The sequence below is a fragment of the Pseudomonas sp. GW822-FHT02G04 genome, from assembly GCF_058802085.1.
This window is the reverse complement of the sequence record NZ_JBXANU010000041.1, coordinates 1-26,659: the sequence shown is the minus strand read 5'-3', so window position 1 is coordinate 26,659 and position 26,659 is coordinate 1. Positions and strand designations below refer to the sequence as shown.

Genomic DNA, 26,659 nt, shown 5'->3' with positions numbered 1-26,659 from the left:
ATCACCTCTGGCCACGCACCGTGCAATACATAGTTATGTCGTTTCCCCCCGCGAGGCTGCTAGCATCGAACGGACATCGAATCGCAAACCGGCCACATCAAGGTTGCCCATGCTCGAGACCACAGCACTGCCACGGAAAGCAACGCTGGCCCCGCCACTGGATACGCGGTATCAGGTCGAAACGCCCGAAGGCATCGACTTGCCACTGCGCCCGGCCGGGTTGATGGTCCGTGCGCTGGCGTTCGCCATCGACCTGGGCCTGCGCGGGTTGATCCTGGGCCTGCTGTTTATGGTGCTGGCGTTTCTCGGAAAGCTCGGTGCAGGGCTTGGCTCGATTTTGCTGTTCGTGGTGAGCTGGTGGTACATGGTGCTGTTCGAGGTGCTCAATCAGGGGCGCTCGCCGGGCAAGCAATGGATGGGACTGCGCGTGGTGCACAACGATGGCACCCCCATCGGCTGGTCCGCGTCCTTGCTGCGCAACCTGTTGCGATTTGTCGACATGCTGCCGTTCGGCTATTTCCTCGGGGCTATCAGTTGCCTGCAACATCCCACCTTCAAACGCCTCGGCGACCTGGCCGCCGGTACGCTGGTGATCTACCGCGAACAACCGCTCACCCGACCGCAGTTGCCCGATGCCCCGCCACGCCGTGCCGCTTTCGCGCTGACGCTGACCGAGCAACGCGCCATCCTCGGGTTTGCCGAGCGCCAGGGTGAACTCTCCGAGGCGCGGGCAGGCGAACTCGCCTCGATACTCGCGCAACCGCTGCACGTTTCTGCGCCGCAGGCCGTGGCCGAACTCAACGGCATCGCCCGCGGCCTGTTGGGCCCGACATGAAGCAAAGCCTTTTCGAAAGCCGCCACAAGACCGAATGGGAGCAGTTTGCACTCATGCTCGAACGGCTGGAACGAGGCAAGGAAACCTCGCGAGTCGCCAGCTTCCCCAGCGATTATCGACGGCTCTGCCAACACCTGGCCCTGGCTCAGGAACGTGGTTACAGCAGCTTTTTGGTCGACTCGCTACAGCAACAAGTGCTGCGCGGGCATCAACAGCTTTATCGGCATCGCAGTTGGCTGAGGGCCAATGTACTGAGCTTCATCCTTGCCGATTTCCCGCGCCTGGTGCGCGAACAATGGCGTTTCGTGCTTGCCGCCAGCCTGATATTTTTTGGCAGCCTGACTGGCATCGGGCTGCTGGTGTATCTGTTCCCGGACCTGGTCTACAACCTGATCCCGGCCGAGCAGGTCAGTGAGATGCAAAGCATGTACGACCCCGTCGCCGGTCATCTGGGGCGCTTGGCAGAACGGGCGGCCAGTGAAGACTGGGTGATGTTCGGCTACTACATCATGCACAACATCGGCATCGCGTTTCAGACCTTCGCCAGCGGTTTGCTGTTTGGCCTGGGCAGCGCGTTTTTCCTGTTCTTCAACGGCTTGATGATCGGTGCGGTGGCCGGGCACCTGACGCACATCGGCTACGGGCAAACCTTCTGGTCATTCGTGATCGGGCACGGCGCCTTCGAACTGAGCGCCATTGCCCTGGCCGGTGCCGCCGGCCTGCAACTGGGCTGGGCGTTGATCGCGCCGGGTCGTTTGCCCCGTGCCGAAGCCCTGCGAGTGGCGGCGAGCAAGAGCGTGTTGCTGATTTGCGGGGTCATGCTGTTTTTGTTGATTGCAGCGTTTATAGAAGCCTACTGGTCGTCGCGGACCGGAGTCACGCCGCTGACCAAATACCTGGTCGGCGCAGCGCTCTGGGTGTTGGTCGCGACTTATCTGCTGTTTGCCGGACGGACCCGCCATGCGCCTGAGTGACGCCAGTGCAGTGATTCGCCCACGCACAAACTGGGAAGCCATGGACCTGGGGGTGCTGCTGAGTCAGCGCCATCGACGCCTGTTGATGACCAGTTGGGCGATCGTGACCTTGCCGATCTTTACCCTGCTCAGCCTGATGCTGTGGGATTCGCCCTCCCTCGCCCTGTTCCTGTTCTGGTGGCTCAAACCGGCGTTCGATCGGCTGCCGCTGTACATCCTGTCCAAAGCCATGTTCGGCGAAACACCCACGCTGAAGCAGGCCCTGCGCCAATGGCCACGCCTGCTCCCGCCGCAACTGCTGGCCAGCCTGACCTGGCGCCGCCTGAGCCTGAGCCGCAGTTTTCTGATGCCGGTGGTGCAACTCGAAGGCCTGGAGGGCGAAGCACGACAACAACGTTTACGCGTGCTGTTGCAGCGCAATGCCGGTGCCGCGCAGTGGCTGACGATCATCGGCGTGCACCTGGAAAGCGCGTTGTGGATCGGCTTGATTGTGCTGTTCTACATGCTCTTGCCGCTGCAGGTCGAACTCGACTGGGGCTGGCAGACCTTGATTGCCGCCGCCACACAAGACTGGCGCTGGCTGGAACACCTGACCAATGCTTTTTACGCCCTGGTGCTGGTGGTCTGGGAACCGATTTATGTCGCCTGTGGTTTCAGCCTTTACCTGAACCGGCGCACACGGCTGGAAGCCTGGGACATCGAACTGGTGTTCCGCCGCTTGCGTCAACGCCTGAGCAGCGCAGTCATCACGCTACTGCTGGCGGCGTTTGTGCTGGTGCCGACGGGGCAAAGCGTCTGGGCCGCCGAACCGGACATGTCACCGGACAGCCCGCGTCTGCTGGAGCAACCGCTGACCAGTCAGGCATCCCGAGACAGCATCAAGGCCATCCTCGAACAGCCACCGTTCAAGAACAAGGAAACAGTCACGCGTTATCGTTTTGGCGATGACAAACCCGCTACGGACAATGGTCAAACACCCGCCTGGCTGAAAGCGCTGTTCAGTTTGCTCGACAGCCAACGTTTCGGCGCATTGGCCAACCTGATCGAAGTGTTGTTGTGGGGCGCGGTGATCGGCGCCCTCGGCCTGTTGATCTGGCGTTACCGCGACTGGTTGCAGGCGTTCGTCAGCCGCCGGCCGGCGTTGAACCATAAAGTGACGCGACCATTGCCGCAGAAGGCATTCGGCCTGGACCTCAATCGCGAAACCCTGCCCGCCGATATCGCGGCCAGCGCCGAAAGCCTCTGGCAAACCAACCCGCGTGAAGCCCTTGGCTTGCTCTATCGTGCCTTGCTCAGCCACTTGCTGAACGACTTCAATATGACGCTCAAACCCGCCGACACCGAAGGCGAAGTGCTTCAGCGCGTCGAACAATTGAAGCAACCGGCGTTGCTGGCCTTCAGTAAAAACCTCACCGGTCACTGGCAAAACATGGCCTGCGGGCATCGCCTGCCACCGGCGCATTTGCAACAGGAACTGTGTGACGGCTGGCGCGCATTGTTCGGCCCCGGAGCGGTCCGTTGAGTCGCAGGGCATGGCTGGCGGTCGGCGTGTTCATCGTCGTGCTTCTGGGCGCGTTGGGTGTTTACCTGTATTTCAAGGCCACGCCCTATCAGGTACAAATCGAACACGGCCCGTCCCCTGAAGCCCAGGCCAATCCCTATCTGGCCGCCGAGCATTTTCTGCGCAAACAGGGCCTGACCGTCAGCCACGCCAACAGCCTCGACATCCTGCCGACCCTCGAACCACGTCAGCACAGCCTGTTGTTGCTCGGCGACCGGTCGAACATGTCGCCGCGCCAGGTCGATCAGGTGTTGAACTGGACCCGGGCCGGTGGGCGTCTGTTATTCGTCGCCGAAGCCTTGTGGGATGAAAAGACCGGCCAGAGCAATGACCTGTTGCTCGACCGGGTGCAGTTGCACCAGTTCCTGAGCAAAGACCTCAAGGACTCGCCACCCGATCTGCGCGACGATCCCTACCCCAAACTGACCAAGCTCTATCTGGAAAACGAAGAGGCGCCGGCCTACTTCAGCTTCGATACCGCGTTCCACCTCGACGATCCGAAAAACCTGGCCCAGGCCTGGGCCAACAGTGGCAAGGCCACGCACATGATGCAGCTGAGCCACGGGCTGGGTTCGATCACCGTGGTCACCGACGCCGACCTCTGGAAAACCCCGGCCATCAACCAGTACGACAACGCCTGGCTGCTGTGGTACCTGACGGCCAACACGGACGTGACCCTGCTGTTCAATACCGAGCACGACAGTCTACTGACCTTGTTGTGGCGTTACTTTCCCCAAGCCCTGGTGGCCCTGATCGCCTTGATCGCCTTGGGTTTCTGGCACGTTGGCGTGCGCAGCGGCCCGTTGCTGGAGCCGGCCCCAAGGGCGCGTCGGCATCTTCAGGAACACCTGCGAGCCAGTGCCGATTTCATGCTGCGCCGCAGCGGTCAGCACAGCCTGTTGCACGCCTTGCAGCAAGACATCCTGCGCCGTGTCCGCCACCGTCACCAAGGTTTTGAACAACTCGGCGTCGCCGAACAATGGCTGGTGCTCGCACGCCTGACCGGCCAACCCACACGCGCCATCAGCCAGGCCATGAGCCCGCGACCGAAACAGCGGCTGTCCAGCGCTGAATTCAGCCGTCAGGTCGCCCACCTGCAAACCTTGAGGAACGCCTTGTGATCTGGCACCTGACAAGCGGCCGGACACTTCGCGCGACCAAGTGAGCAAGTTCGGTTTTCACAAGCCGATCAAACGAGATCAGCGTGTTGCGACCGCAAAGCTCTACCAGCAGATTTACACGTGCAGGTGCTGATTAATCAATCTTAGGTTTTCCGCAGAAAAATCCGCAAAAATGCTGAAAATCTTCTATCGTAAGGCATCACAAAACCTAGTAATTACTGGCGTTATCGGCCGATTTATTTTCCGCATAAATTTCCGCAGACATTGCCGAAAAAAAATAGCCGTTTGTGTTCTCTGGAAGCAAAACGATGATTACCTCGAAAACGTTCCTTGACCCAGTACTGCCAGAAAATCTGCCCGACTCGATCATTCAGGCCGCGGATCAGTTGCCGCGCAAGGCAGAATTTCTTGCCGGACGGCTCGCCGATGAGACATCGAAGCAACTGGCGGGCCTGTTGCGCATCACCAATACCTACTACTCGAATCTGATCGAAGGACATCGAACCGAGATCGCTGACCTCCAGGCTGCTCGCACGACACCGAAACGGGAAAGAAAGGAGCTCAAAGAGCTTGCCGTGCAACACATGACTCAGCAAGAGGTGATGGAGCGTGTACTTCGCATGCGTCGAACAGATAGCTTCTCCACTATGTTCGACCCCAAGTTGATCGCTACCATCCATCGTCGACTGTTCAAGGACGCATCAACCGAGGAACTGACCTTAGGCGATGGTCGCATGATGGAAGCAGGCAGACTGCGGGCCGAAGAGAATGAGCAGGTCCAGGTTGGTGCGCATGTCGCTCCGGCTGCCGCAGCTGTATTGCCCATGCTTCAACATCTGCAGCTGCACTACGGGCGAATAAAGGATCCGCGGCGCCAATTGATCGCGGCCCTGGCAGGCCATCACCGTGTGGCGCTTGTTCACCCCTTCCTTGATGGTAATGGCCGAGTGATTCGGATGCTCACCCACCTGCAACTTGTTCACCTCGGGCTAAAACCTTTCCTCTGGTCACTGTCTCGTGGCCTCGCTCGAAGGCAGGATGAGTACTATCGCTTCTTGGCTTTGGCTGATCGCCGTCGTGAAGGTGACTATGACGGGCGCGGCCAACTCTCACAGCGTCACTACTTCAACTTCATCGAGTTCATGCTCGATGTCTGCCACGACCAGATTGAGTACATGACGACCTCGCTCAACCCAGCCAGGCTACGCGAGCAAGTTGTTCATGTGTTCTCAACGGATCCTGACCTTCGCCGTGCCGGCATCAGACCCACCAGTGCAGCTGCTGTGTTAGCTCTTCTCACCCAAGGTGCGATGCCGCGTGCGGAGTTCAAGATATTCACAGGTTTGAAGGATCGACTTGCAACGGAAGAACTGAGCCACTTGATCGAAACGGGCATAGTGGTCAGTAGTACCCCCAGATCTCGCACGGTGGAAGCGGGTTTGCCCGCACGCTTCGCCGGATTGATCTTTCCAAACCTGCATTTCCAAATAGGCTAAGTTATGGCGGTGACTCAGCCGTCAGCCGCTTGAGATTCAAGGGGAGGAAACGTGCCTGGGCTTGCAAGTTTCCCAATTTTCGCACTTAGGAGAACTTGAATTGATGAGTGAACAGATCGAGCCCGGCACCCAGACCCACGCCGCCCAGCAGCGCCAGCGCGCCAGCCAGTTGGCCCAGGCGGTAAGAGCGGAATTGCAAAAAGCGGTGATCGGCCAGAGCACCGTGATCGACGATGTGCTCACTGCCCTGATCGCCGGCGGCCATGTGCTGCTCGAAGGCGTGCCGGGGTTGGGCAAGACGTTGCTGGTGCGCGCCCTCGCCCGTTGCTTCGGTGGCGAATACGCCCGCATTCAGTTCACCCCGGACCTGATGCCCAGCGACGTCACCGGTCATGCGGTCTACGACCTGCAAACCGAGCAATTCAAACTGCGCAAAGGCCCGTTGTTCACCAACCTGCTGCTGGCCGACGAGATCAACCGCGCCCCGGCAAAAACCCAGGCCGCGCTGCTCGAAGCCATGCAGGAACGCCAGGTCACCCTCGAAGGCCGCGCCCTGCCCATCGCGCAACCGTTCATGGTGCTGGCCACGCAAAACCCCATCGAACAGGAAGGCACATATCCGTTGCCGGAAGCCGAACTCGACCGCTTCATGCTCAAGGTGCGCATGGACTACCCCGAGGCCGATCAGGAATTGGACATGGTGCGCCAGGTCAGCCGCTCGACCCGCGCCGACATGCTTGATGTGCAACCGCTGCGCACTGTGTTGCAAGCCAAGGACGTGCTGGCCTTGCAGCGCATTGCCAGTGACCTGCCGCTGGACGATCAGGTGCTCGATTACGCCGTACGCCTGACTCGCACCACTCGCACCTGGCCAGGCTTGACCCTTGGCGCCGGGCCTCGCGCCTCCATCGCCCTGGCACGTTGCGCCCGCGCCCGCGCCTTGTTGCGCGGGGGCGAGTTCGTGATTCCCGACGACATCAAAGGTTGCGCCCTGGCGGTACTGCGTCACCGCGTGCGGATTGCCCCAGAGCTGGACATCGAAGGGCTGGACGTCGATCAGGTGCTCAAGCAACTGCTCGACCAAGTGCCGGCACCACGCCTGTGAACATGGCCATGCGGACCACCCCTGTGCCGAGGGAGCTTGCTCCCGCTGGGCTGCGAAGCGGCCCCACAACCAGACGACGCGTAATATCAGATAAAGCGCGCCTATCTTTTTTACGACTGCTACGCAGCCGAACGGGAGCAAGCTCCCTCGCCACAAAAAGCTCTTTTGCCACAGGAACTGTGTGCCGATGAAACCGTCCCGGCTTCTACTGGCCTGGCTTGCGGCCTTGCTGGCTATCGGCACCGCGCTGGGCGCCTTACGGGCGCTGGACATCGCCGTTCCATCAAGCCTTTTATCGATCAACTGGGGATTACTGCTAGCCCTGCTGGCCCTGGCGATACTCGACGCCATTCGCCTCAAGCGTTTGCCCTCACCGCGCCTGCAGCGACAAATGCCCGGCAGCCTGGCGCTCGGTCGATGGAGCGAAGTGCGACTGGAGGTCGAGCATAATTTTACCCAGCCACTGAACATTCAGATCTTCGACCACGTACCCGACGGCCTGAGCTTCGAAAACCTGCCCCTGTCGGTCGAACTGCAACCCGGCCAACAGAGCCAGATCAGCTACCGCCTGCGCCCGTTCATGCGCGGCCATTTCAGCTTCGAACACTGCGAAATCTACCTGCCCAGCCCAATGGGCCTGTGGTCCGACAAACGCCTGCTCAACATCCTCGACACCACCCGCGTCTACCCCGATTTCGCCCGCCTCTACGGCGGTCAGTTGCTGGCGGTGGATAACTGGCTCAGCCAGCTCGGCGTGCGCCAACGCCAGCGTCGCGGTCTGGGCCTGGAATTCCATCAGCTACGCGAATTCCGTGAAGGCGACAGCCTGCGCCAGATCGACTGGAAAGCCACCGCCCGCCAACGCACGCCCATCGCCCGCGAGTACCAGGACGAGCGCGACCAGCAAATCATCTTCATGCTCGATTGCGGCCGGCGCATGCGCAGCCAGGACGGCGAGCTCGCGCATTTCGATCACGCACTCAATGCCTGCCTGTTGCTCAGCTACATCGCGTTGCGCCAAGGCGATGCGGTAGGACTGAGCACCTTCGCCAGTGACCGGCCGCATTACCTAGCCCCGGTCAAAGGCAGCGGCCAACTCAATGTATTGCTCAACAGCGTCTACGACCTCGACAGCACCCAGCGCCCCGCCGATTACCAGGCCGCCGCCACACAGCTACTGGCCCGACAAAAACGTCGGGCGCTGGTGGTGCTGGTCACCAACCTGCGGGACGAAGACGATGAAGAACTGCTCACTGCGGTTAAACGCCTGAGCAAGCTGCATCGGGTGCTAGTGGCGAGCCTGCGCGAAGACTTGCTCGACAGCCTGCGGCAAACGCCGGTGCAAACCTTGCCGGAGGCGCTGGCCTATTGTGGGACGGTGGATTATTTGAATGATCGGGCGCAGCTCCATGAGCGGTTGAGTGCTCATGGGGTGCCGGTGGTGGATGCTCGGCCCGGGGAGTTGGGGGCCGAGTTGGTGACGGCGTATTTGGGGTGGAAAAAAGCTGGGACGATGTAACGTCGAATCGTATATAAAATCGTCATATCTCGATGTCTACATGAATATGACGTGCGAGCACGTACGACAGGCCCTCAATCCGGGCACTTACGAAAACCAATCCCACTCAACAACCTGAAAGCTCTATCACAAGGAATCAATCATGGACGAGACAAACCTATTTGCTTCAGTGCTAACGCAGATCAATGAGAACCAACTGGCTTTGGGTGCCGCTATAGAAGAACTATCGAATTGGGTGGCGCAACGAGGGGCTACCGAAGTAGCGGATAACATCCGATGTGCATTGCAAACGATAGATCGAAACCAAGAATTCATCTCTTTGGCACTTATTTCTATCTCCACCGATTTTAAAGATTCACAGGTTCCAAAAAAGCATGACCCTAATGACTAGCTAACCATCAAGAGTCGTAATTCTCCTCGGCTATTACCCGATGCCTCTCATCGGGTAACAACTGACGTTCATGGTCAGTAATCTGCTTGTTGTCCTCCTCCCGACTTCTCGAATAGCAGCGCTAACGGCTACAGAATGAAGCGCATCTGCCTACAAGTGTCAGCGACCCGGCTGATTGTGGGTGGTGTCCGTCCCGACATAAGGTTCTCCTTCCCTCGCTGCCGTCCATTCGTCTACCTCCGAATCGGCGGCAGCTCCAACAAGGAGTTAACCGTGTTGATGCCTCGACCCAATCCACTCAATACCATCCCGCGTTCCCCCTACGGAACCCTCGACTCAAGAAAACTCCAAGAAGCTGCCAACAGGGCTCTAGATCACTATCTCAAACGGGAAAGCACTGAGCCGTGTTTTGCCAACGAACGCCCCACCGAGGAACGATCCATGAAAATGTTCACCGTTGTCCCCGATGCCAATCCCGAAGCCTTGACCATCGAGACCTACGAAACCTTTTCGACGGTCAGCCTTCTGCTGCTCGATCTGGCTGAAAGCCTGAACGACAAGCCGCGACATCTGGCCATGGCGATTTATCGGATGAGTGAGTTGGGGTTGATGCTGGTGGAGCGGTCGCTGGATAACGAGAAGGCGATTAAAACGACGTAGCGACGAATCCCTGTAGCAGCTGGCGCAGCCTGCGTTCGGCTGCGCAGCAGTCGTAAAATCAGCACTCGCGGTGAATCAGGTAGACCGTGCGCCTCGGTTTTACGACTGCTATGCAGCCGAACGCAGGCTGCGCCAGCTGCTACAGGCCGCGGGCTTGTCAGGCAGAGGCTGGCAACGGCTGAAAGCTGAAGTACTGCGTCAACGCCTCCATCAGTTGCCCATATTCCGGCGGTGCCCGTTGCAGGCTGAATCCGGCGTCGTAATGGTGGGGGGTTGCGTCTTCATGGCACCACAGGCAACAGGCCGCCAGGTCAATGACCTGCTGGCAGCCGTCGCTGGCGGGGATTTTTATTCGAAGGTCAAAGTCGGCGCCCACCATCATCGGCAACTGGCTGATGAGCATCAGCCCGTCGGCGGACACGTTGCCCAGAAAGCCGATGGGTTTGTCGGTGACGCTGTTGAACACTCTCAGAAAATACGGCAGTTGATGCCGCTCGATCCGGCGGTCAGTGAACATGCGTTATTCGCCATGCAAGGCCCTTAAGCAGGGCCGCACTAATGCTTCGGAACGGGCCTGCTTCTATAGATAGAGGCATGGGCGCGCTCTCCCCGATCCTGGTGCGACAGTCCATCCTTCCGCTGTCACTTACTGCTGCCGATCACAGGTGTTACGTCGATTAGAAACAAGGCTCTAAATCGATCTATTCGACTATAGCTCACCACCGCCGGTCAGCCAGCCTTTGTAGGAAAACCTCAATCAGAACCGGGTCGGGCGTACCTGCGCCGCGCTGCGAGTCGGGTAATGCCCCAGGCTCTCCAGGGTTTCCAACCGGGCACGGGCGCGGTAGGCATATTCGCTTTGCGGGTAGGCCGCGATGATGAACTGGTAGGTCTGGGCCGCATCAATAAACAGCTTCTGCCGCTCCAGGCATTGGCCGCGCATCATCGTCACTTCCGGCTGCACGTAACGACGGGAACGGCTTTCGCGATCGACCTTGGACAGTTCGAGCATCACCTGCTCGCAGTTGCCACGCTCGTAGGCGCTGTAGGCATTATTCAGATGATGGTCCATCGACCAACGGGTGCAGCCCGCAGCACTGAGGGCAAGGACGGCAATGAGCGCGAATCGCATAGGGGGATCTCCTGTCTTGCGCTCTGTATCGACCCGTTGTCGGAAATCTTCAGGATGGCGTGCTGCAAAGTTGCGGGGTTCAATAAAGAAGGCAATAACCAAGTTCTTCGCAAAAAAGTAGTGCAAACGAACAATGACTACACCTCAGGACCATAGTAGCCTCTGCTAGCGCTTGAACTCAGGAGTCTTTGCATGTCCGTCCGTCGTACCAAAATCGTCGCTACCCTTGGCCCGGCCAGTAACTCGCCGGAAGTTCTTGAACAGTTGATTCTGGCTGGCCTGGACGTCGCCCGTCTGAACTTCTCCCACGGCACCCCCGACGAGCACAAGGCTCGCGCGAAGCTGGTGCGTGACCTCGCAGCCAAGCACGGCCGCTTCGTCGCCCTGCTGGGTGACCTGCAAGGCCCGAAAATTCGTATCGCCAAATTCGCCAACAAGCGGATCGAGCTGAAGATCGGTGACCAGTTCACCTTCTCCACCAGCCATCCGCTGACCGAAGGCAACCAGCAAGTGGTCGGCATCGACTACCCGGACCTGGTCAAGGACTGCGGCGTGGGCGACGAGCTGCTGCTCGACGACGGCCGCGTGGTGATGCGCGTCGATACCGCCACCGCCACCGAACTGAACTGCACCGTGACCATCGGCGGCCCGCTGTCGGACCATAAAGGCATCAACCGTCGCGGTGGTGGCCTGACGGCGCCGGCCCTGACCGAGAAAGACAAGGCCGACATCAAGCTCGCTGCCGAAATGGAAGTCGACTACCTCGCCGTGTCCTTCCCGCGTGACGCTGCCGACATGGAATACGCCCGTCAACTGCGCGACGAAGCCGGCGGCACTGCCTGGCTGGTGGCGAAGATCGAACGCGCCGAAGCCGTGGCCGACGACGAAACCCTCGACGGCCTGATCAAGGCCTCCGACGCGGTGATGGTTGCCCGTGGTGACCTGGGTGTGGAAATCGGCGACGCCGAGTTGGTGGGCATTCAGAAGAAAATCATTCTGCACGCACGCCGCCACAACAAGGCCGTGATCGTCGCGACCCAGATGATGGAGTCGATGATCCAGAACCCGATGCCGACCCGCGCCGAAGTGTCCGACGTAGCCAACGCCGTGCTCGACTACACCGACGCCGTGATGTTGTCGGCCGAAAGTGCCGCTGGTCTGTACCCGCTGGAAGCGGTGCAAGCCATGGCGCGCATCTGCATCGGCGCTGAAAAGCACCCGACCAGCAAGACCTCCAGCCACCGCATCGGCAAGACGTTCGAACGTTGCGACGAGAGCATCGCCCTGGCCACGATGTACACCGCCAACCACTTCCCGGGTGTGAAGGCGATCATCGCCCTGACCGAAAGTGGCTACACGCCGTTGATCATGTCGCGCATCCGTTCCTCGGTGCCGATCTACGCGTTCACCCCGCACCGCGAAGCCCAGGCCCGCGCGGCCATGTTCCGTGGCGTCTACACCGTACCGTTCGACCCGGCATCCTTGCCGGCCGAGCAAGTCAGCCAGGCCGCGATCGACGAGTTGCTCAAACGCGGCGTCGTGGAGAAAGGCGACTGGGTCATCCTGACCAAGGGCGACAGCTACCACACCACCGGCGGCACCAACGGGATGAAAATCCTGCACGTTGGCGACCCGATGGTCTGAGTGACCGCTCGCTGAAAAACAAAAGCCCCGCCATGTGAATGGCGGGGCTTTTTGGTGATCGTTCCCACGCTCCGCGTGGGAATGCCTCAACGGACGCTCCGCGTTCGGCTTTTGGGACGCAGAGCGTCCCGGGCTGCATTCCCACGCAGAGCGTGGGAACGATCGGCTAGTGTTTGCTGATAAACGCTGACAACGCCGCAATCGCCTCCGGCGAACGCAGCCGTTGGGTGAATAACGCGCCCTCTTCTTCTATTGCGTTGCGCAGCTGTTCCCGACCCGGTGCTTTCATCAATTGCTTGCTGATGCGCACCGCCTCCGGCGGCAACGACTCGAAACGCAACGCCATCTCCCGCGCCTTGGCCAACGCTGCTTCGCCACTGCCCAAGGCCTCAGTCGCTATCCCCCACGCGGCAGACTGTTCACCGCTGAAACCTTCGCCGAGCAATAGCAACTCCGCCGCTTTGGCATGGCCGAGCAAACGCGGCAAGATCAGGCTGGAACCAAACTCCGGGCATAACCCCAGATTGACGAACGGCATGCGCAACCGCGCGTCTTTGCTGACGTAAACCAGATCGCAATGCAGCAGCATCGTCGTGCCGATCCCCACCGCCGCACCGGCCACGGCGGCGATCACCGGTTTGCGGCACTCCAGTAACTGGAGCATGAAGTGGAACACCGGGCTGTCGAGGTTGCTGGGGGGTTGCTGGAGAAAATCGCCGATGTCGTTGCCAGCCGTGAAGCACTCGGCGCTGCCGGTGATCAGCACAGCTTTGATCTCGGGATCGCTGTCGGCAAGTCGCAGCCCCTCCGCCAGTTGGCTGTACATGGCGCGGGTCAGGGCGTTTTTCTTTTCGGGGCGGTTGAGGCGCAGGGTCAGCAAACCGCGCTCGCGTTCAAATCGGATGGCATCGGGCATGGCGAGTCCTGATCTGAGAGAGGATCAACTGTGGCGAGGGAGCTTGCTCCCGCTTGAGTGCGCAGCGCTCACAAACTTTTGGGGCCGCTACGCAGCCCAGCGGGAGCAAGCTCCCTCGCCACAACAATCAGCGCTCAACCATGGGGGACAAAGACATCCGCCAGCAGTTGATTGCGCGGCAAACCCGCCAGGTACAGGCGCCGGGCAAAGGCGTCGACGCTGTCGGGTGCTCCGCAGACTAAGGCCAGGGTTTGCCGGGAAACAAGGCGCAGTTGTGCCAAAGCCGCGGGCAACTCGGCCGCCGTCCACAGCTCGACGTTAAGGTTTTCACGGCCCTCGGCCATGGCTTGCAGGGGTTTGGCCAGATAATGCTCACTGGCATCATGGGCCAGGTGAATGACGCGGATGGCGCCCTGGTGATGCTGCCGCAACGCTTCGCGCAAGATGCCGAACAACGGCCCCAGACCGGTGCCGGCCGCCAGCAACCACAGCGGCCGGGTGTGCCAGTCCGGATCGTAATGCAGCGCACCGCCGCGCAATTCGCCGAGGCGGATCGGATCACCGATTTTCAGCCGACGCGCCGCATCACTGAATTCCCCCGGTTGACGGCAATCGAGGTGGAACTCCAGAAAGCGGTCTTCTTCCGGCAGGCTGGCCAGGGAATACGGCCGCGCCACCTGCCCCGCCCACAACACCAGATGCTGCCCCGCCTGATAGCGCAACGGTCGCTCGCTGGTCAGGCGCAAACGCAACACGCTGGCGCTCAGCCAATCGCTGGCGACCACTTGCGCGGCAAGGCCATCGCGCAGCGGGTCGAAGGTTTCGACTTGCAGATCGTCAACTACCTGGCACTGACAGGCCAACCGCCAACCCTGCTGGCGCTGTTCATTGCTCAAGGCATCGGGACGGCTGTCGCTGGGCAAGCCCTCGACGCATTTGACCAGGCACGCATGGCAACTGCCGGCGCGGCAGCTATAGGGCACCGACACGCCGTTTTGATTCAAGGCATCGAGCAGGTTGCTGCCCGCCTCCACTGCCCATTGGCGCTCGCCGACCCGTAACTCAGGCATCGACATTCTCCCAGGCGGCCGCGCAACGGTTACGGCCGTCACGCTTGGCGCGGTACAGCGCCTGATCGGCGCGGTGCAAGGCGTGATCCAGATCGTCGCCCAGTTCCAGCAAGGTCATGCCCGCCGACAGGCTGAGGTGGGCGACCTCCAGGCCGACCAATTCGACATCCATGAAGGCAATGCGCAAACGCTCGCAACACGCCGTCAGGCGCTCGGCATCGCAATCGGGCAACAGCACCACGAACTCTTCACCGCCATAACGGGCCAGAATATCGCCATCGCGCAGGCAGGCAGTGGCCACCCCGGCGAACGCTTGCAACACCTGATCGCCAGCGGCGTGGCCGTGAACATCGTTGATGCGTTTGAAGTGGTCGAGGTCGATCAGCGCCAAACCGTGCACGACACCGACTTCCATGGCGCTCAACTCTCGAGAGGCCAGGCGCAGGAAATGCCGGCGGTTGAACAGCCCGGTGAGTTCGTCGGTCGCCACCAGGCCTTCGAGCTGGCGCATCATTCCGCGCAGGGTGTCTTGATGCGCCTGCAAGGCGAACCGCCGCTGACGCATACGCTGGCGCGACAGTTGGACGTAGCGGGCATAGAGCACTAGCCAGCCGAGCACCACAAACAGCACGCACACCTGCAACAGGGCCTGCGTCGGGTCGTGCATCTGGAAGTGGTAGAGCTCCCATAACGTGACGGCGCTGAAACTGAAAAACACCAGCAACGCGCAACGCACAAAAGCCATGCGCGATAAATGAAACAACCCAAACAACAGGATCAGCAGGTAAAACACCAGAAACGCACCACGGGCCTCGTCCAGATGGGCGATCAGCCAGGTTTGCCATCCAAGCCCCAGCAGTATTTGCACTTCGGTCAGGCTGGGGTCGGAGCAGCGCAGGTTGGCGCCGCTGTAAAACACCGCGAACAACACGGCCTGGCTGAACACCGTCAACACGCTGCCGATCACCATGCCGGCAAGGGAGTCGTCGTAATGACCGGTGAAAAACGCCAGCCACACCAGCAGCAAAGCCAGGGCATAGGTGCCGGCCGCGAGGGCAAAGCGTTTGAGCAAAAGCCGCTGGATGGCGTTATGGGTCAATCGTTGATTCACCGTGCGAAAGGAGGCTGATCGAGTGTCCTACTCTACAGGCCGGATGCCACTTTAGTGGCGAGTCTGATAAATGACCATTCAATTTTTGGGGCGAAAATCTGGCGTCAAACCCATGACCCGGACTCGGGGCACCTGTGGCGAGGGAGCTTGCTCCCGCTGGGCTGCGCAGCGGCCCCCTGCATTCTTTCGATAGATCGCGGTTGCAGGGTTTACGACTGCTTTGCAGCCGAGCGGTAGCAAGCTCCCTCGCCACAAAAGCCCTTCTATCCATGTGTGGGCGGTATGCGACCAACGTTTGACTGTCAACGGATGTACCCGCCTTTGATGCGCGGTATACTGCCGCGCCTTTTTAGCGTCGCGCCAGCATGCCCGGCGTGCCTTGAAAGGTGTCTGCGACCGACCGATGCACCCAAGCCGCAGGCACCTTATTGAATGTTCCCGTCTTTTAGAGGAGCGCGACTCGATGACCGTGATCAAGCAAGACGACCTGATTCAGAGCGTTGCCGACGCCCTGCAATTCATTTCTTACTACCACCCCGTGGATTTCATCCAGGCGATGCACGAGGCCTACCTGCGTGAAGAATCGCCGGCAGCCCGCGATTCCATCGCGCAAATCCTGATCAACTCGCGCATGTGCGCCACTGGCCACCGCCCGATCTGCCAGGACACCGGTATCGTGACCGTGTTCGTGCGTGTAGGCATGGACGTACGTTGGGATGGCGCCACCATGGGCCTGGACGACATGATCAACGAAGGCGTGCGCCGGGCTTACAACCTGCCGGAAAACGTCCTGCGTGCCTCGATCCTCGCCGACCCGGCGGGTGCTCGTAAAAACACCAAGGACAACACCCCGGCCGTTATCCACTACTCCATCGTTCCGGGTAACACCGTGGAAGTGGACGTGGCGGCCAAGGGCGGCGGTTCCGAGAACAAGTCGAAAATGGCCATGCTCAACCCGTCCGACTCGATCGTCGACTGGGTGCTCAAGACCGTTCCGACCATGGGCGCCGGCTGGTGCCCACCGGGCATGCTCGGCATCGGCATCGGCGGCACCGCCGAGAAAGCCGCCGTGATGGCCAAGGAAGTGTTGATGGAATCCATCGACATTCACGAGCTCAAAGCACGCGGCCCGCAGAACCGTATCGAAGAGATGCGCCTGGAGCTGTTCGAGAAGGTCAACCAACTGGGCATCGGTGCCCAGGGCCTGGGTGGCCTGACCACCGTGCTCGACGTGAAGATCATGGATTACCCGACCCACGCCGCCTCCCTGCCGGTGTGCATGATCCCGAACTGCGCTGCCACCCGTCACGCGCATTTCGTGCTCGACGGTTCCGGCCCGGCCTCCCTGGAAGCACCACCGTTGGACGCCTACCCGGAAATCGTCTGGGAAGCCGGCCCGTCGGCCCGTCGCGTCAACCTCGACACCCTGACGCCGGAAGAAGTGCAGAGCTGGAAGCCGGGCGAAACCGTCCTGCTCAACGGCAAGATGCTCACCGGTCGCGACGCCGCGCACAAGCGCATGGTCGAGATGCTGAACAAGGGTGAAACCCTGCCGGTGGACCTGAAAGGTCGCTTCATCTACTACGTCGGCCCGGTCGATCCGGTGCGCGAAGAAGTGGTTGGTCCTGCCGGCCCGACTACCGCCACGCGGATGGACAAGTTCACCCGTCAGATCCTCGAGCAAACCGGCCTGTTGGGCATGATCGGCAAATCCGAGCGCGGCCCTACCGCGATCGAAGCGATCAAGGACCACAAAGCCGTTTACCTGATGGCAGTCGGCGGCGCGGCTTACCTGGTGGCGCAAGCCATCAAGAAGTCGCGCGTGGTGGCGTTCGCCGAACTGGGCATGGAAGCGATCTACGAGTTCGACGTTAAAGACATGCCGGTCACCGTTGCGGTGGACAGCAAGGGTGAGTCGGTACACATCACCGGCCCTGCGATCTGGCAGCAAAAGATCAGCGAAAGCCTGGCGGTAGAAGTGCAGTAAGCGCTTCAGTCTGCCAAAGCGGCCGGTTCATCGTTATGGATGACCCGGCCGTTTTTTTATCCAGTGTCCAAACCGTTCGCGATAGAAAAACCTGGTACTTTGGCAACTCTCAAGCCTGTTAGTCGCCCGAACGATTGGTGAGTGCGCGAACAGGACGCCGAGCCGATCACCTGCATGGTATGGTGCCCGCCCGACCTACTCTCTGTTTGCGCCAGCATGCTGCCGACCTCCCGTACCCTGCGTCTGTCGTTGTACACCCTGCTGATCGTCGCCGGTGCCGTCCTCGCCGCCACTCTGGCCATCCGCCACGCCGAGCGTCAGGCGCAGGAAGAAGACGCCGCCCGCGCCAACCAGCAACTGGCGCTGTACGCCAATTCCCTGCACACCCTGATCGACCGCTACCGCGCGCTGCCCGCCGTATTGGCGCTGGACCCGGAGTTGCGCGCCGCGCTCGATGGCCCGGTAACGCCTGAGCAACAAGACGCACTGAATCGCAAACTGGAAAAAATCAACGGCGCCGCGCAGTCCTCGACCCTGGAACTGCTCGACCGCACCGGCCTGGCCGTGGCCGCCAGCAATTGGCGTTTGCCCAGCAGTTACGTCGGCCACAACTACGGTTTTCGCCCTTACTTCAGCCAGACCCGCACCCAGGGCACCGGGCGCTTTTACGCGGTGGGGGTGACCAGTGGCATTCCCGGTTACTTCCTGTCCAGCGCGGTGACCGGCGACAGTGGCGAGTTCCTCGGTGCCATGGTGGTGAAACTGGAGTTCCCGGAGCTTGAGCGCGAATGGCGTCAGGGCAGCGACACGTTGCTGGTCAGCGATGCGCGCGGGATCATCTTCATCGCCAACCAGCCGGGCTGGCGCTATCGCCAATTGAAACCGCTGAACGACAGCGACCGCGCCGAGCTCAAAGCCACCCGGCAATACGACAAACAACCGCTAACCCCGCTTGAGTATCAATCGGTGCGACGCTTCGACGACAACAGTGCGCTGACCCGAGTCGACGGCCCCGACGGAACGGCGGATTACCTCTGGGAATCCCTGCCGCTAGCCGCCGAAGGCTGGACGCTGCACCTGTTGCGTCGCCCGCAAATCGCCTTCGAAGACCGCCGCAACGCCGGGCTCGCCGCTGCCGGCGCCTGGTTGACGCTGGTATTTCTGTTGTTGTTCCTCAATCAACGTTGGCGGCTGGCGAAATTGCGTCAGCGCAGCCGTGAAGAACTCGAGCAACTGGTGGAAGAACGCACCCGCGATTTGCGCACCGCCCAGGACGGGCTGGTGCAATCGGCCAAACTCGCGGCCCTTGGGCAAATGTCCGCAGCGCTGGCCCATGAAATCAACCAGCCGCTGACCGCCCAGCGCATGCAGCTTGCTACGCTGAGGTTGCTACTCGATCACGGCCGGGTCGACGACGCCTACAAGGCGCTCAAACCGGTGGACGACATGCTCACGCGCATGGCCGCCCTCACCGGCCACCTGAAAACCTTCGCGCGCAAAAGCCCCAGCGGTTTGCGCGAGCGGCTGGATCTGGCGGCGGTGGTGGATCAGGCCCTGCAATTGCTCGACGCGCGCCTGCGCGATGAGCAGGTCAGCCTGGTGCTGCATCTGACCCGACCGGCGTGGGTGCGTGGCGATGCGATTCGTCTGGAACAGGTGCTGATCAACCTGCTGCGCAACGCCCTGGACGCCATGCAGGGCAAACCCTGCAAGCGTCTGGAGATTCGCCTCGAGGCCGACGAACAGCTGTGGCGCCTGAGTGTCATCGACAATGGCGGCGGCATTGCCGAAGAACATTTGAGCCAGGTGTTCGATCCGTTCTTCACCACCAAACCGGTGGGTGATGGCCTGGGCCTGGGGCTGGCCGTGTCCTTTGCCATCGTCCACGAAGCGGGCGGACGCCTGAGCGCCGATAATGGCGAAAAAGGCGCGGTGTTCACCCTGACGTTGCCCATTGATCTGGAGGTAGCTGCCTGATGCTCAATTCGGTGATGGTGGTCGATGACGAAAGCAGCATCCGCAGCGCCGTCGAACAGTGGCTGAGCCTGTCGGGGTTCGAGGTGCAGCTGTTCAGCCGCGCCGATGAGTGCCTGGCGCAACTGCCGAAACACTTCCCCGGGGTGATTCTCAGCGATGTGCGCATGCCCGGCATGACCGGGCTGGAGCTGCTGGCCGAAGTGCAGCGGCGCGACGCCGATTTGCCGGTGATCTTGCTGACCGGTCACGGCGATGTGCCGATGGCCGTCGAAGCGATGCGCGATGGCGCCTACGATTTCCTTGAAAAACCCTTCAGCCCGGAAACCCTGCTGAGCAGCCTGCGCCGGGCGCTGGACAAACGCCGGCTGGTGCTGGAAAACCGCGCCCTGCACGAGCAGGCCGACAATCGCGCCAAACTCGATGCCACCTTACTGGGGGTGTCCCGTGGTTTGCAGACGCTGCGCCGGCAAGTGCTGGATCTGGCGACGTTGCCGGTCAATGTGTTGATCCGTGGCGAAACCGGCAGCGGCAAGGAACTGGTTGCCCGCTGCCTGCACGACTTCGGTCCCCGCGCCGACAAACCCTTCGTCGCGTTGAACTGCGCAGCGATTCCTGAGCAGCTGTTCGAGGCCGAACTGTTTGGTCATGAAAGTGGCGCGTTCACTGGTGCCCAGGGCAAGCGCATCGGCAAGCTCGAATACGCCGACGGCGGCACACTGTTTCTCGATGAAATCGAAAGCATGCCGCTGGCGCAGCAGGTGAAACTGCTGCGGGTGTTGCAGGAACAGAAGCTTGAGCGATTGGGCTCCAATCAGAGCATCCGCGTGGATTTGCGGATCATCGCCGCGACCAAACCCGACTTGCTGGATGAAGCCCGGGCCGGGCGTTTTCGCGAGGATTTGGCCTATCGCTTGAACGTCGCCGAGCTGCGGCTGCCGCCGTTGCGTGATCGGCGTGAAGACATTCCGCTGTTGTTCGAGTTCTTCGCGCAAAGTGCCGCCGAACGTCTTGGCCGTACCTTTCCACCGTTGAGCGGGCCGCAATTGAGCCATCTGCTGAGCCACGACTGGCCGGGCAATGTGCGCGAACTGGCGAACGTCGCCGAGCGCCAGGTGCTGGGCCTCGGCGAACCGGAACCAGCAGGGATCGATCCCGGCCAGTCACTGGCGGCGCAGCAGGAAGCCTTCGAAGCGCATTGCTTGCGCGCGGCACTGACCCGGCACAAGGGCGATGTGAAAGCGGTGCTTGAAGAACTGCAACTGCCGCGTCGTACCTTCAATGAAAAGATGCAGCGGCATGGGTTGAGCCGGGAAATGTTTTTGCAGGACAGCTGATGATCGTTCCCATGCTCTGCGTGGGAATGCAGCCCGGGACGCTCTGCGTCCCAAAGCCGAACGCGGAGCGTCCGTAGAGGCATTCCCACGCAGAGCGTGGGAACGATCAATCCAGGCCTGGAATAAGCAATTTTCCGCTCACACGCCCTCTACAATGAGCGGATTTCCGCTCAACAAAACCTCTCACCCCCTCTAAACCGGCCCTCCTCCCCTTGGCACAGCTCCTGCTATAGCCCCTGCAGGCTGCGTTTATACGCGCTCCACAAAAACAATTAAACGAAGGATCCTTCAATGGATAACTCCAACGCCCTGCCTCTTGGGTCGGCCGCCGCGCCGGTCAAAGAAAAAACCACTGCCGGCCGGATCAAATCGATCTTCAGCGGCTCTGTCGGCAACATGGTCGAGTGGTACGACTGGTACGTCTATGCCGCCTTCTCCCTGTACTTCGCCAAAGCCTTCTTCCCCAAAGGCGACACCACCGCCCAACTGCTCAACACCGCCGCGATCTTCGCCGTGGGTTTCCTGATGCGCCCGATTGGTGGCTGGCTGATGGGCCTCTACGCCGACAAGGCCGGCCGTAAAGCCGCGCTCATGGCGTCGGTGTACCTGATGTGCTTCGGCTCGCTGCTGATTGCCCTGAGCCCGGGCTATGAAACCATCGGTATCGGCGCGCCGATCCTGCTGGTGTTCGCCCGCCTGCTACAAGGTTTGTCGGTAGGTGGCGAATATGGCACCTCGGCGACGTACCTCAGCGAGATGGCGACCAAGGAACGTCGCGGCTTCTACTCGAGTTTCCAGTACGTGACGCTGATCTCCGGCCAGCTCATCGCCCTGGGTGTGCTGATCGTGCTGCAAAACTTCCTGACCACCGAAGAGCTGTACGCCTGGGGCTGGCGCATTCCGTTCGCCATTGGCGCGCTGTGTGCCGTGGTCGCGTTGTACCTGCGTCGTGGCATGGAAGAAACCGAGTCGTTCACCAAAAAAGAGAAAGCCCGAGAAAGCGCCATGCGCACCTTGCTGCGCCATCCCAAGGAACTGCTGACCGTGGTCGGCCTGACCATGGGCGGCACGCTGGCGTTCTACACCTACACCACGTACATGCAGAAATACCTGGTGAACACCGTCGGCATGAGCATTTCCGACTCCACCACGATTTCCGCGGCCACGCTGTTCCTGTTCATGTGCCTGCAACCGATCATCGGCGGGCTGTCGGATAAAGTCGGTCGTCGGCCGATCCTGATTGCCTTCGGCATTCTAGGGACGCTGTTCACCGTACCGATCCTGACCACCCTGCACACCATCCAGACCTGGTGGGGCGCGTTCTTCCTGATCATGGCGGCGCTGATCATCGTCAGCGGCTACACCTCGATCAACGCAGTGGTCAAAGCCGAACTGTTCCCCACCGAAATCCGCGCCCTGGGCGTTGGCCTGCCGTACGCATTGACCGTGTCGATCTTCGGCGGCACCGCTGAATACATCGCGCTGTGGTTCAAGAGCATCGGCATGGAAACCGGTTACTACTGGTATGTCACGGCGTGCATCGCGGTGTCGTTGCTGGTGTATGTGACCATGAAAGACACCCGCAAGCATTCGCGGATCGAGACGGACTGACTAACAGTCGCATTGATGGTGGCTGTTGCGACCTCTTCGCGGGCAAGCCTCGCTCCTACAAAGGCACTTGTAGGAGCGAGGCTTGCCCGCGAAGTCTCAAGTCAACTCGGCCGCCGTCTGCTTCGCGTACTTGCCCTGCACGTAAGACGCCCCCGCAATCATCACCACCAGAATCCCCGCCAACACCAGCGACGAACCGATGGTGCCGAAATCCAGGCCACCCTTTGCATGGGGTTTGGTCAGGAAGTCGCCCAAGGTTGCGCCGAATGGCCGCGTCAGCACGAACGCCACCCAGAACAGCAGCACTGACGAAATCTTCGTGAAGTATTTCAACAGCACCACCAGCGCAATGGTCGAGCCGATCAACAGTGCGCCACCGGCAAAACCCAGGCCCGAGTCGTCGGCCAGGTAATCGCCGAGTGCGGTGCCCAAGGTGTTGGAAAACAGAATCGCCATCCAATAGAACATCTCGCCACGGAAGGTCTGGACCTTGGTGACGTTCAGCGAATCGCCGCTCAAGCGCCAGGCCGCGAAAATCCCCAGCAGAATCGCAATCAGGATCATCGAACCGGTGGCGTAGCCCAATTCAAGGGTGCGGTCCATGAAGTCCGACATGGTGGTGCCAGCGGTGCTGGTCGACAGAATCACGATCCAGTACAGCACCGGTTTGTAGGTTTTGGACATCAACTGCGTGACCAGCGTCAGCACAAAGATGCTGATCAGGATCAGCGAGCTGATGGCGTAACCGACATTGAGGGTCATCGACAACAAATCCCCCGCGGTTTCACCCAGGGTCGTCGCGCAGATTTTCATCACCCAGAACGCCAGGGTGATCTGAGGAAGTTTATTCATTCAAGGAAAGCTCCAGTGTTCGTGACGGTCGTTTCTTCGGGTTATGGACCGGTGCGCAGACTGGCGATGGAGCAGTGAAAAATAGGTAAGTGCAGGATGAAAATTCTGTCACTCGGGAAAAAGAGCGCGATTAATCGGTGGTTAATGCCCGGTACTCATCCTGCCCCCCGTCGATCAATTCACTGCGATATGCAAACTGGAGTTACCACCATGAAAACCAAACTGATGCTCGCCCTGACCCTCTCCGTGCTGGCCGCCAATACCTTCGCCGCCGACGGTTACGACCGCACCGGTTCCGCCATCTTCACCGCGCAAAGCAACGCCGCTGGCGACAGCCGCACCGACGCAGCCAAAGTCGCTACCGACAGCGTCGATCGCACCGACGCTGCCCGCACCAACTGATCGCTGAACGCACCACACAGCCCGGCTTTGGCCGCAATGCTGTTCACTTGAACGCACTCCCAGTCATGCCTACCTTTGTGGCGAGCGAGCTTGCTCGCGCTGGGCTGCGTAGCGGCCCCAAAAATCTGACAACCATTGCCGATTTTTGTGAGTGCTACGCACTCAAGCGGGAGCAAGCTCCCTCGCCACAGGTTTCTCTGACTCAAGACGCTCTTAAGTGAACGGTATTGCGGCTTTTGCCGGGCTTAGTCATTTCTGGGATCTATTTGCAGTAACAACATCCCGAGCTGGAATTTACCCGATACGGCCTGCACTATTTGCCATCCCGAACACCCCAGGAATTCACTCCATGCCCGACGACATTCATTTCTACGAACCCGCCAACGGCCACGGCCTGCCGCACGACCCGTTCAACGCCATCGTCGGCCCGCGTCCCATCGGCTGGATTTCCTCCCAGGACGCCAACGGTCGCCTGAACCTGGCGCCCTACAGCTTCTTCAATGCCTTCAACTACATTCCGCCGATCATCGGGTTTTCCAGCGTCGGGCGCAAAGATAGCCTGAACAACATCGAGCAGACCGGTGAATTCGCCTGGAACCTGGCGACGCGTCCGCTGGCCGAGCAGATGAACCAGAGCTGTGCCATGGTCGGGCCGGAGGTCAACGAGTTCGAACTGTCCGGGCTGACCACCGCCGCGTCGAAAATCATTCAGGTGCCACGGGTCGCCGAAAGCCCGGTGTCCTTCGAGTGCAAGGTCACGCAGATCATTCAGTTGCAACGCGCCAACAAGGAAGTGGTGCCGAGCTGGCTGATTCTCGGCGAAGTGGTCGCCGTGCACATTGCCAAATGGCTGTTGAAGGATGGGGTGTACGACACCGCCGCGGCAGAACCGATTCTGCGCGGCGGCGGGCCAGCGGATTATTTTCAGCTGGGGCCAGAGGCACTGTTCAAGATGTTCCGCCCGGGGGGCGGTCAAGTGATTACCAGAGCAGGTCGGCGTCTTCTTTAACGTCTTTGAGGCGGGTCAGCTCTTTGGCTGCGGCCTCGTCGGCTTCATGAGCGGTCTTGAAAGTCTGGCCTTCCAGCACTTTGTGAAAAACCGGGGCACCGGAACCACCGAGGGCTTTGACGGCAATCGCGGCGTGGTAACCGCCCTCGCCCGGTACTACTGCTGAAACGGCTTCAAAGTGTTCAAAGGCTTTACGTGCCATGTCGCGGATCCTGGCTAATGGAGAGTTGCGCCATTAAACCCTCAACCGGCCAGTTTGTGTACCGCTGCCTGGGACTGGCCGAGGGCCTGGGCCGCCGAGACATCCTTGAAGGTATGGAAATCCAGGCTGTTGACCACCATATCCTGCACCAGCTCGGCAAAAATCTGCATCGCCGGGCTGCCGAAGTAAGCGGTCATGGCCTGTTGGCTGACCCAGAAACCGGACACCAGCCACAGCTCGGGATCACATTGCGAGTGCTGCAGGGCGAAGCTCAGGCAACCCGGCGCATTGCGCGACGGCTCGATCAGGGCGCTCAGGCGCGCACCGAGTTCTGCCGAACGCCCGGCGCGGGCGCGAACGAAGGCCATATGACTGACGGGGATCTGCGTAGACATGTTCAACCCTCCCAGGGAGTCGAGTGGCAGCCGTGGGACGGGCTGCGACAGGATCCAAGATTAGGCGGCGCATCACAGTCACCGTTAGTCGATTTCTGCCGGCTTATTGCACAATTCTGCGCGGCTGCAGCAAACGCCTGTAACAATGTGTAAAACCCTGTCACGCCATTGCCACATGACTTTCAAGCAAGTTTCACCGGCATTGTCCTGCCATAACAGCGCCGCGTATTCACCCCGCGCAGAATCAGGCAAGCTTTTGACAGGATGTGTCTACCGCTGTCCCTTGCACAAATTTAAGCTCGGCCCATGACCAACACTTCACGGAGGATTCCCTGCATGTCGTCGCTCGATCACTTTCAGGCTCCGCTTCCCGCCGACATGGAGAAACAGCGCGCGGAACTGGCCGACCTGATCCGCCGCAACACGCTGGACGATGGCTCCTATGCCACCGCCGTCGGTTCGCTGTTCATGTCGCGTCACAGCAAATCCCATGATTTCGCCCCGGGGCTGGCCCAACCGGCCCTGTGCATCATGGCCCAGGGGCGCAAGGAAGTTCGGCTGGCGGACGAGCACTTCAATTACGACCCGCTGAATTACCTGGTGGTGTCAGTCTCGATGCCCTTGAGCGGACGGGTGGTGAATGCCTCGCCCGAAGAACCGATTCTCGCCGTTCGGCTGGACATCGACCCGGCGGAAATCACCGCGCTGATTGCTGACGCCGGCCCCATCGGCGTGCCCACACGGCCCACCAGTCGCGGCCTGTATGTCGAGCGGATCGACGCAGCCATGCTCGACGCCGTGCTGCGCCTGGTGCGTTTGCTGGACACACCGAAAGACATCGCCATGCTGGCGCCGCTGATTCGTCGGGAGATTCTGTATCGGCTGTTGCGCAGCCAGCAGGGGCATCGGCTGTATGAGATTGCCATCGCCAACAGCCAGAGCCATCGCATCAGCCAGGCGATCAAATGGCTCAACGGCAATTATGAGCAACCGCTGCGCATCGATGATCTGGCGCGGGAAGTGAACCTGAGCGTGTCGACACTGCATCACCGCTTCAAGGCGATGACGGCAATGAGTCCGCTGCAGTATCAGAAACAGCTGCGCCTGCAAGAAGCGCGACGGTTGATGCTGGCCGAAGGGCTGGAAGCGTCGGCGGCGGGTTATCGGGTGGGGTATGAAAGCCCTTCGCAGTTCAGCCGGGAGTACAGCCGATTGTTCGGGGCGCCGCCGCTGCGGGATTTGGCGCGGTTGCGGTTGACCGTGTAATCAGATTCACACCCTGTAGGAGCGGGGGGGGGGGGGGGGGGGGGGGGGGGGGGGGGGGGGGGGGGGGGGGGGGGGGGGGGGGGGGGGGG

General features: G+C 60.6%; 25 protein-coding genes. 17 read left to right on the top strand and 8 right to left on the bottom strand.

The window, feature by feature from the left end; translation table 11 throughout:
• Positions 1-109: 109 nt before the first annotated feature.
• The 9 genes from AC1RO5_RS29725 to AC1RO5_RS29685 all read left to right on the top strand — a co-directional run bounded on the left by AC1RO5_RS29725 (position 110) and on the right by AC1RO5_RS29685 (position 9,662).
• The gene (locus tag AC1RO5_RS29725) at positions 110-835 is read left to right on the top strand and encodes an RDD family protein (protein WP_493179275.1); all 726 of its coding nucleotides are present in this window, start codon (positions 110-112) and stop codon (positions 833-835) included.
• Positions 832-1,809, top strand: coding sequence for a stage II sporulation protein M (locus AC1RO5_RS29720; protein ID WP_493179273.1), 978 nt, complete (start codon positions 832-834; stop codon positions 1,807-1,809). The genes AC1RO5_RS29725 and AC1RO5_RS29720 overlap by 4 nt, the downstream gene beginning before the upstream one ends.
• On the top strand, positions 1,796-3,331 hold the full coding sequence (locus AC1RO5_RS29715) for a DUF4129 domain-containing protein (RefSeq protein WP_493179272.1): 1,536 nt from the start codon (positions 1,796-1,798) through the stop codon (positions 3,329-3,331). Before AC1RO5_RS29720 ends, AC1RO5_RS29715 begins: the two co-directional genes overlap by 14 nt.
• Positions 3,328-4,491 carry a DUF4350 domain-containing protein gene (locus AC1RO5_RS29710; RefSeq protein WP_493179270.1) on the top strand — a complete coding sequence of 388 codons (1,164 nt, stop codon included), beginning with the start codon at positions 3,328-3,330 and terminating at the stop codon, positions 4,489-4,491. Before AC1RO5_RS29715 ends, AC1RO5_RS29710 begins: the two co-directional genes overlap by 4 nt.
• A 308-nt stretch (positions 4,492-4,799) precedes the next feature.
• Positions 4,800-5,987, top strand: a complete 1,188-nt coding sequence (locus AC1RO5_RS29705) for a Fic family protein (RefSeq protein WP_493179268.1) — start codon at positions 4,800-4,802, stop codon at positions 5,985-5,987.
• A gap of 103 nt (positions 5,988-6,090) precedes the next feature.
• On the top strand, positions 6,091-7,092 hold the full coding sequence (locus AC1RO5_RS29700; protein ID WP_493179266.1) for an AAA family ATPase: 1,002 nt from the start codon (positions 6,091-6,093) through the stop codon (positions 7,090-7,092).
• Between the two features lie 187 nt (positions 7,093-7,279).
• Positions 7,280-8,611, top strand: a complete 1,332-nt coding sequence (locus AC1RO5_RS29695; RefSeq protein ID WP_493179265.1) for a DUF58 domain-containing protein — start codon at positions 7,280-7,282, stop codon at positions 8,609-8,611.
• 142 nt (positions 8,612-8,753) lie between these two features.
• Positions 8,754-9,002 carry a hypothetical protein gene (locus tag AC1RO5_RS29690; protein WP_493179263.1) on the top strand — a complete coding sequence of 83 codons (249 nt, stop codon included), beginning with the start codon at positions 8,754-8,756 and terminating at the stop codon, positions 9,000-9,002.
• Positions 9,003-9,281: 279 nt separating this feature from the next.
• On the top strand, positions 9,282-9,662 hold the full coding sequence (locus AC1RO5_RS29685; protein ID WP_493179288.1) for a DUF6124 family protein: 381 nt from the start codon (positions 9,282-9,284) through the stop codon (positions 9,660-9,662).
• Between the two features lie 157 nt (positions 9,663-9,819).
• Here the strand turns inward: AC1RO5_RS29685 and AC1RO5_RS29680 are convergent, their stop codons facing one another.
• Positions 9,820-10,179 (bottom strand): PilZ domain-containing protein, encoded by a 360-nt coding sequence (locus tag AC1RO5_RS29680; protein WP_493179261.1) that lies wholly within the window; start codon positions 10,177-10,179, stop codon positions 9,820-9,822.
• 240 nt (positions 10,180-10,419) lie between these two features.
• Entirely contained in the window at positions 10,420-10,794 is a 375-nt protein-coding gene (locus AC1RO5_RS29675) for a tetratricopeptide repeat protein (RefSeq protein WP_493179259.1), read from the bottom strand.
• 192 nt (positions 10,795-10,986) lie between these two features.
• Between AC1RO5_RS29675 and pyk the strand changes: the two genes are divergently transcribed.
• The gene (gene pyk, locus AC1RO5_RS29670; protein WP_493179258.1) at positions 10,987-12,438 is read left to right on the top strand and encodes a pyruvate kinase; all 1,452 of its coding nucleotides are present in this window, start codon (positions 10,987-10,989) and stop codon (positions 12,436-12,438) included.
• Positions 12,439-12,604: 166 nt separating this feature from the next.
• On the opposite strand, the gene AC1RO5_RS29665 is transcribed toward pyk, so the two are convergent.
• The 3 genes from AC1RO5_RS29665 to AC1RO5_RS29655 all read right to left on the bottom strand — a co-directional run bounded on the left by AC1RO5_RS29665 (position 12,605) and on the right by AC1RO5_RS29655 (position 15,523).
• Positions 12,605-13,354, bottom strand: a complete 750-nt coding sequence (locus tag AC1RO5_RS29665; RefSeq protein ID WP_493179256.1) for an enoyl-CoA hydratase-related protein — start codon at positions 13,352-13,354, stop codon at positions 12,605-12,607.
• A 134-nt stretch (positions 13,355-13,488) separates the two neighbouring features.
• Complete coding sequence (locus AC1RO5_RS29660; protein ID WP_493179255.1) at positions 13,489-14,424, bottom strand: iron-sulfur-binding ferredoxin reductase; 936 nt, start codon at positions 14,422-14,424, stop codon at positions 13,489-13,491.
• The gene (locus tag AC1RO5_RS29655) at positions 14,417-15,523 is read right to left on the bottom strand and encodes a GGDEF domain-containing protein (protein ID WP_493179253.1); all 1,107 of its coding nucleotides are present in this window, start codon (positions 15,521-15,523) and stop codon (positions 14,417-14,419) included. The genes AC1RO5_RS29660 and AC1RO5_RS29655 overlap by 8 nt, the downstream gene beginning before the upstream one ends.
• A 475-nt stretch (positions 15,524-15,998) precedes the next feature.
• Here AC1RO5_RS29655 and AC1RO5_RS29650 point away from each other — a divergent pair, with 475 nt between their 5' ends.
• The 4 genes from AC1RO5_RS29650 to AC1RO5_RS29635 all read left to right on the top strand — a co-directional run bounded on the left by AC1RO5_RS29650 (position 15,999) and on the right by AC1RO5_RS29635 (position 22,444).
• The gene (locus AC1RO5_RS29650; RefSeq protein WP_007938826.1) at positions 15,999-17,522 is read left to right on the top strand and encodes a fumarate hydratase; all 1,524 of its coding nucleotides are present in this window, start codon (positions 15,999-16,001) and stop codon (positions 17,520-17,522) included.
• 216 nt (positions 17,523-17,738) lie between these two features.
• Positions 17,739-19,499, top strand: coding sequence for a sensor histidine kinase (locus tag AC1RO5_RS29645; RefSeq protein WP_493179286.1), 1,761 nt, complete (start codon positions 17,739-17,741; stop codon positions 19,497-19,499).
• The gene (locus AC1RO5_RS29640) at positions 19,499-20,833 is read left to right on the top strand and encodes a sigma-54-dependent transcriptional regulator (RefSeq protein ID WP_493179252.1); all 1,335 of its coding nucleotides are present in this window, start codon (positions 19,499-19,501) and stop codon (positions 20,831-20,833) included. Before AC1RO5_RS29645 ends, AC1RO5_RS29640 begins: the two co-directional genes overlap by 1 nt.
• A 291-nt stretch (positions 20,834-21,124) precedes the next feature.
• Positions 21,125-22,444, top strand: coding sequence for an MFS transporter (locus tag AC1RO5_RS29635; RefSeq protein WP_493179250.1), 1,320 nt, complete (start codon positions 21,125-21,127; stop codon positions 22,442-22,444).
• Positions 22,445-22,540: 96 nt separating this feature from the next.
• On the opposite strand, the gene AC1RO5_RS29630 is transcribed toward AC1RO5_RS29635, so the two are convergent.
• Positions 22,541-23,296 (bottom strand): COG4705 family protein, encoded by a 756-nt coding sequence (locus AC1RO5_RS29630; RefSeq protein WP_493179249.1) that lies wholly within the window; start codon positions 23,294-23,296, stop codon positions 22,541-22,543.
• A 210-nt stretch (positions 23,297-23,506) separates the two neighbouring features.
• On the opposite strand from AC1RO5_RS29630, the gene AC1RO5_RS29625 reads away from it, so the two are divergent.
• Positions 23,507-23,698: a hypothetical protein gene (locus AC1RO5_RS29625; RefSeq protein ID WP_493179247.1), complete on the top strand. Its 192-nt coding sequence runs from the start codon at positions 23,507-23,509 to the stop codon at positions 23,696-23,698.
• A 349-nt stretch (positions 23,699-24,047) separates the two neighbouring features.
• Complete coding sequence (locus AC1RO5_RS29620; RefSeq protein ID WP_493179246.1) at positions 24,048-24,707, top strand: flavin reductase family protein; 660 nt, start codon at positions 24,048-24,050, stop codon at positions 24,705-24,707.
• Here the strand turns inward: AC1RO5_RS29620 and AC1RO5_RS29615 are convergent.
• The gene (locus AC1RO5_RS29615; RefSeq protein WP_007938844.1) at positions 24,679-24,909 is read right to left on the bottom strand and encodes a hypothetical protein; all 231 of its coding nucleotides are present in this window, start codon (positions 24,907-24,909) and stop codon (positions 24,679-24,681) included. The genes AC1RO5_RS29620 and AC1RO5_RS29615 overlap by 29 nt on opposite strands.
• Before the next feature lie 41 nt (positions 24,910-24,950).
• Positions 24,951-25,304, bottom strand: coding sequence for a putative quinol monooxygenase (locus AC1RO5_RS29610; protein WP_493179243.1), 354 nt, complete (start codon positions 25,302-25,304; stop codon positions 24,951-24,953).
• 336 nt (positions 25,305-25,640) lie between these two features.
• Between AC1RO5_RS29610 and AC1RO5_RS29605 the strand changes: the two genes are divergently transcribed.
• Complete coding sequence (locus AC1RO5_RS29605) at positions 25,641-26,570, top strand: AraC family transcriptional regulator (RefSeq protein WP_493179241.1); 930 nt, start codon at positions 25,641-25,643, stop codon at positions 26,568-26,570.
• The last annotated feature ends 89 nt before the right edge of the window (positions 26,571-26,659 follow it).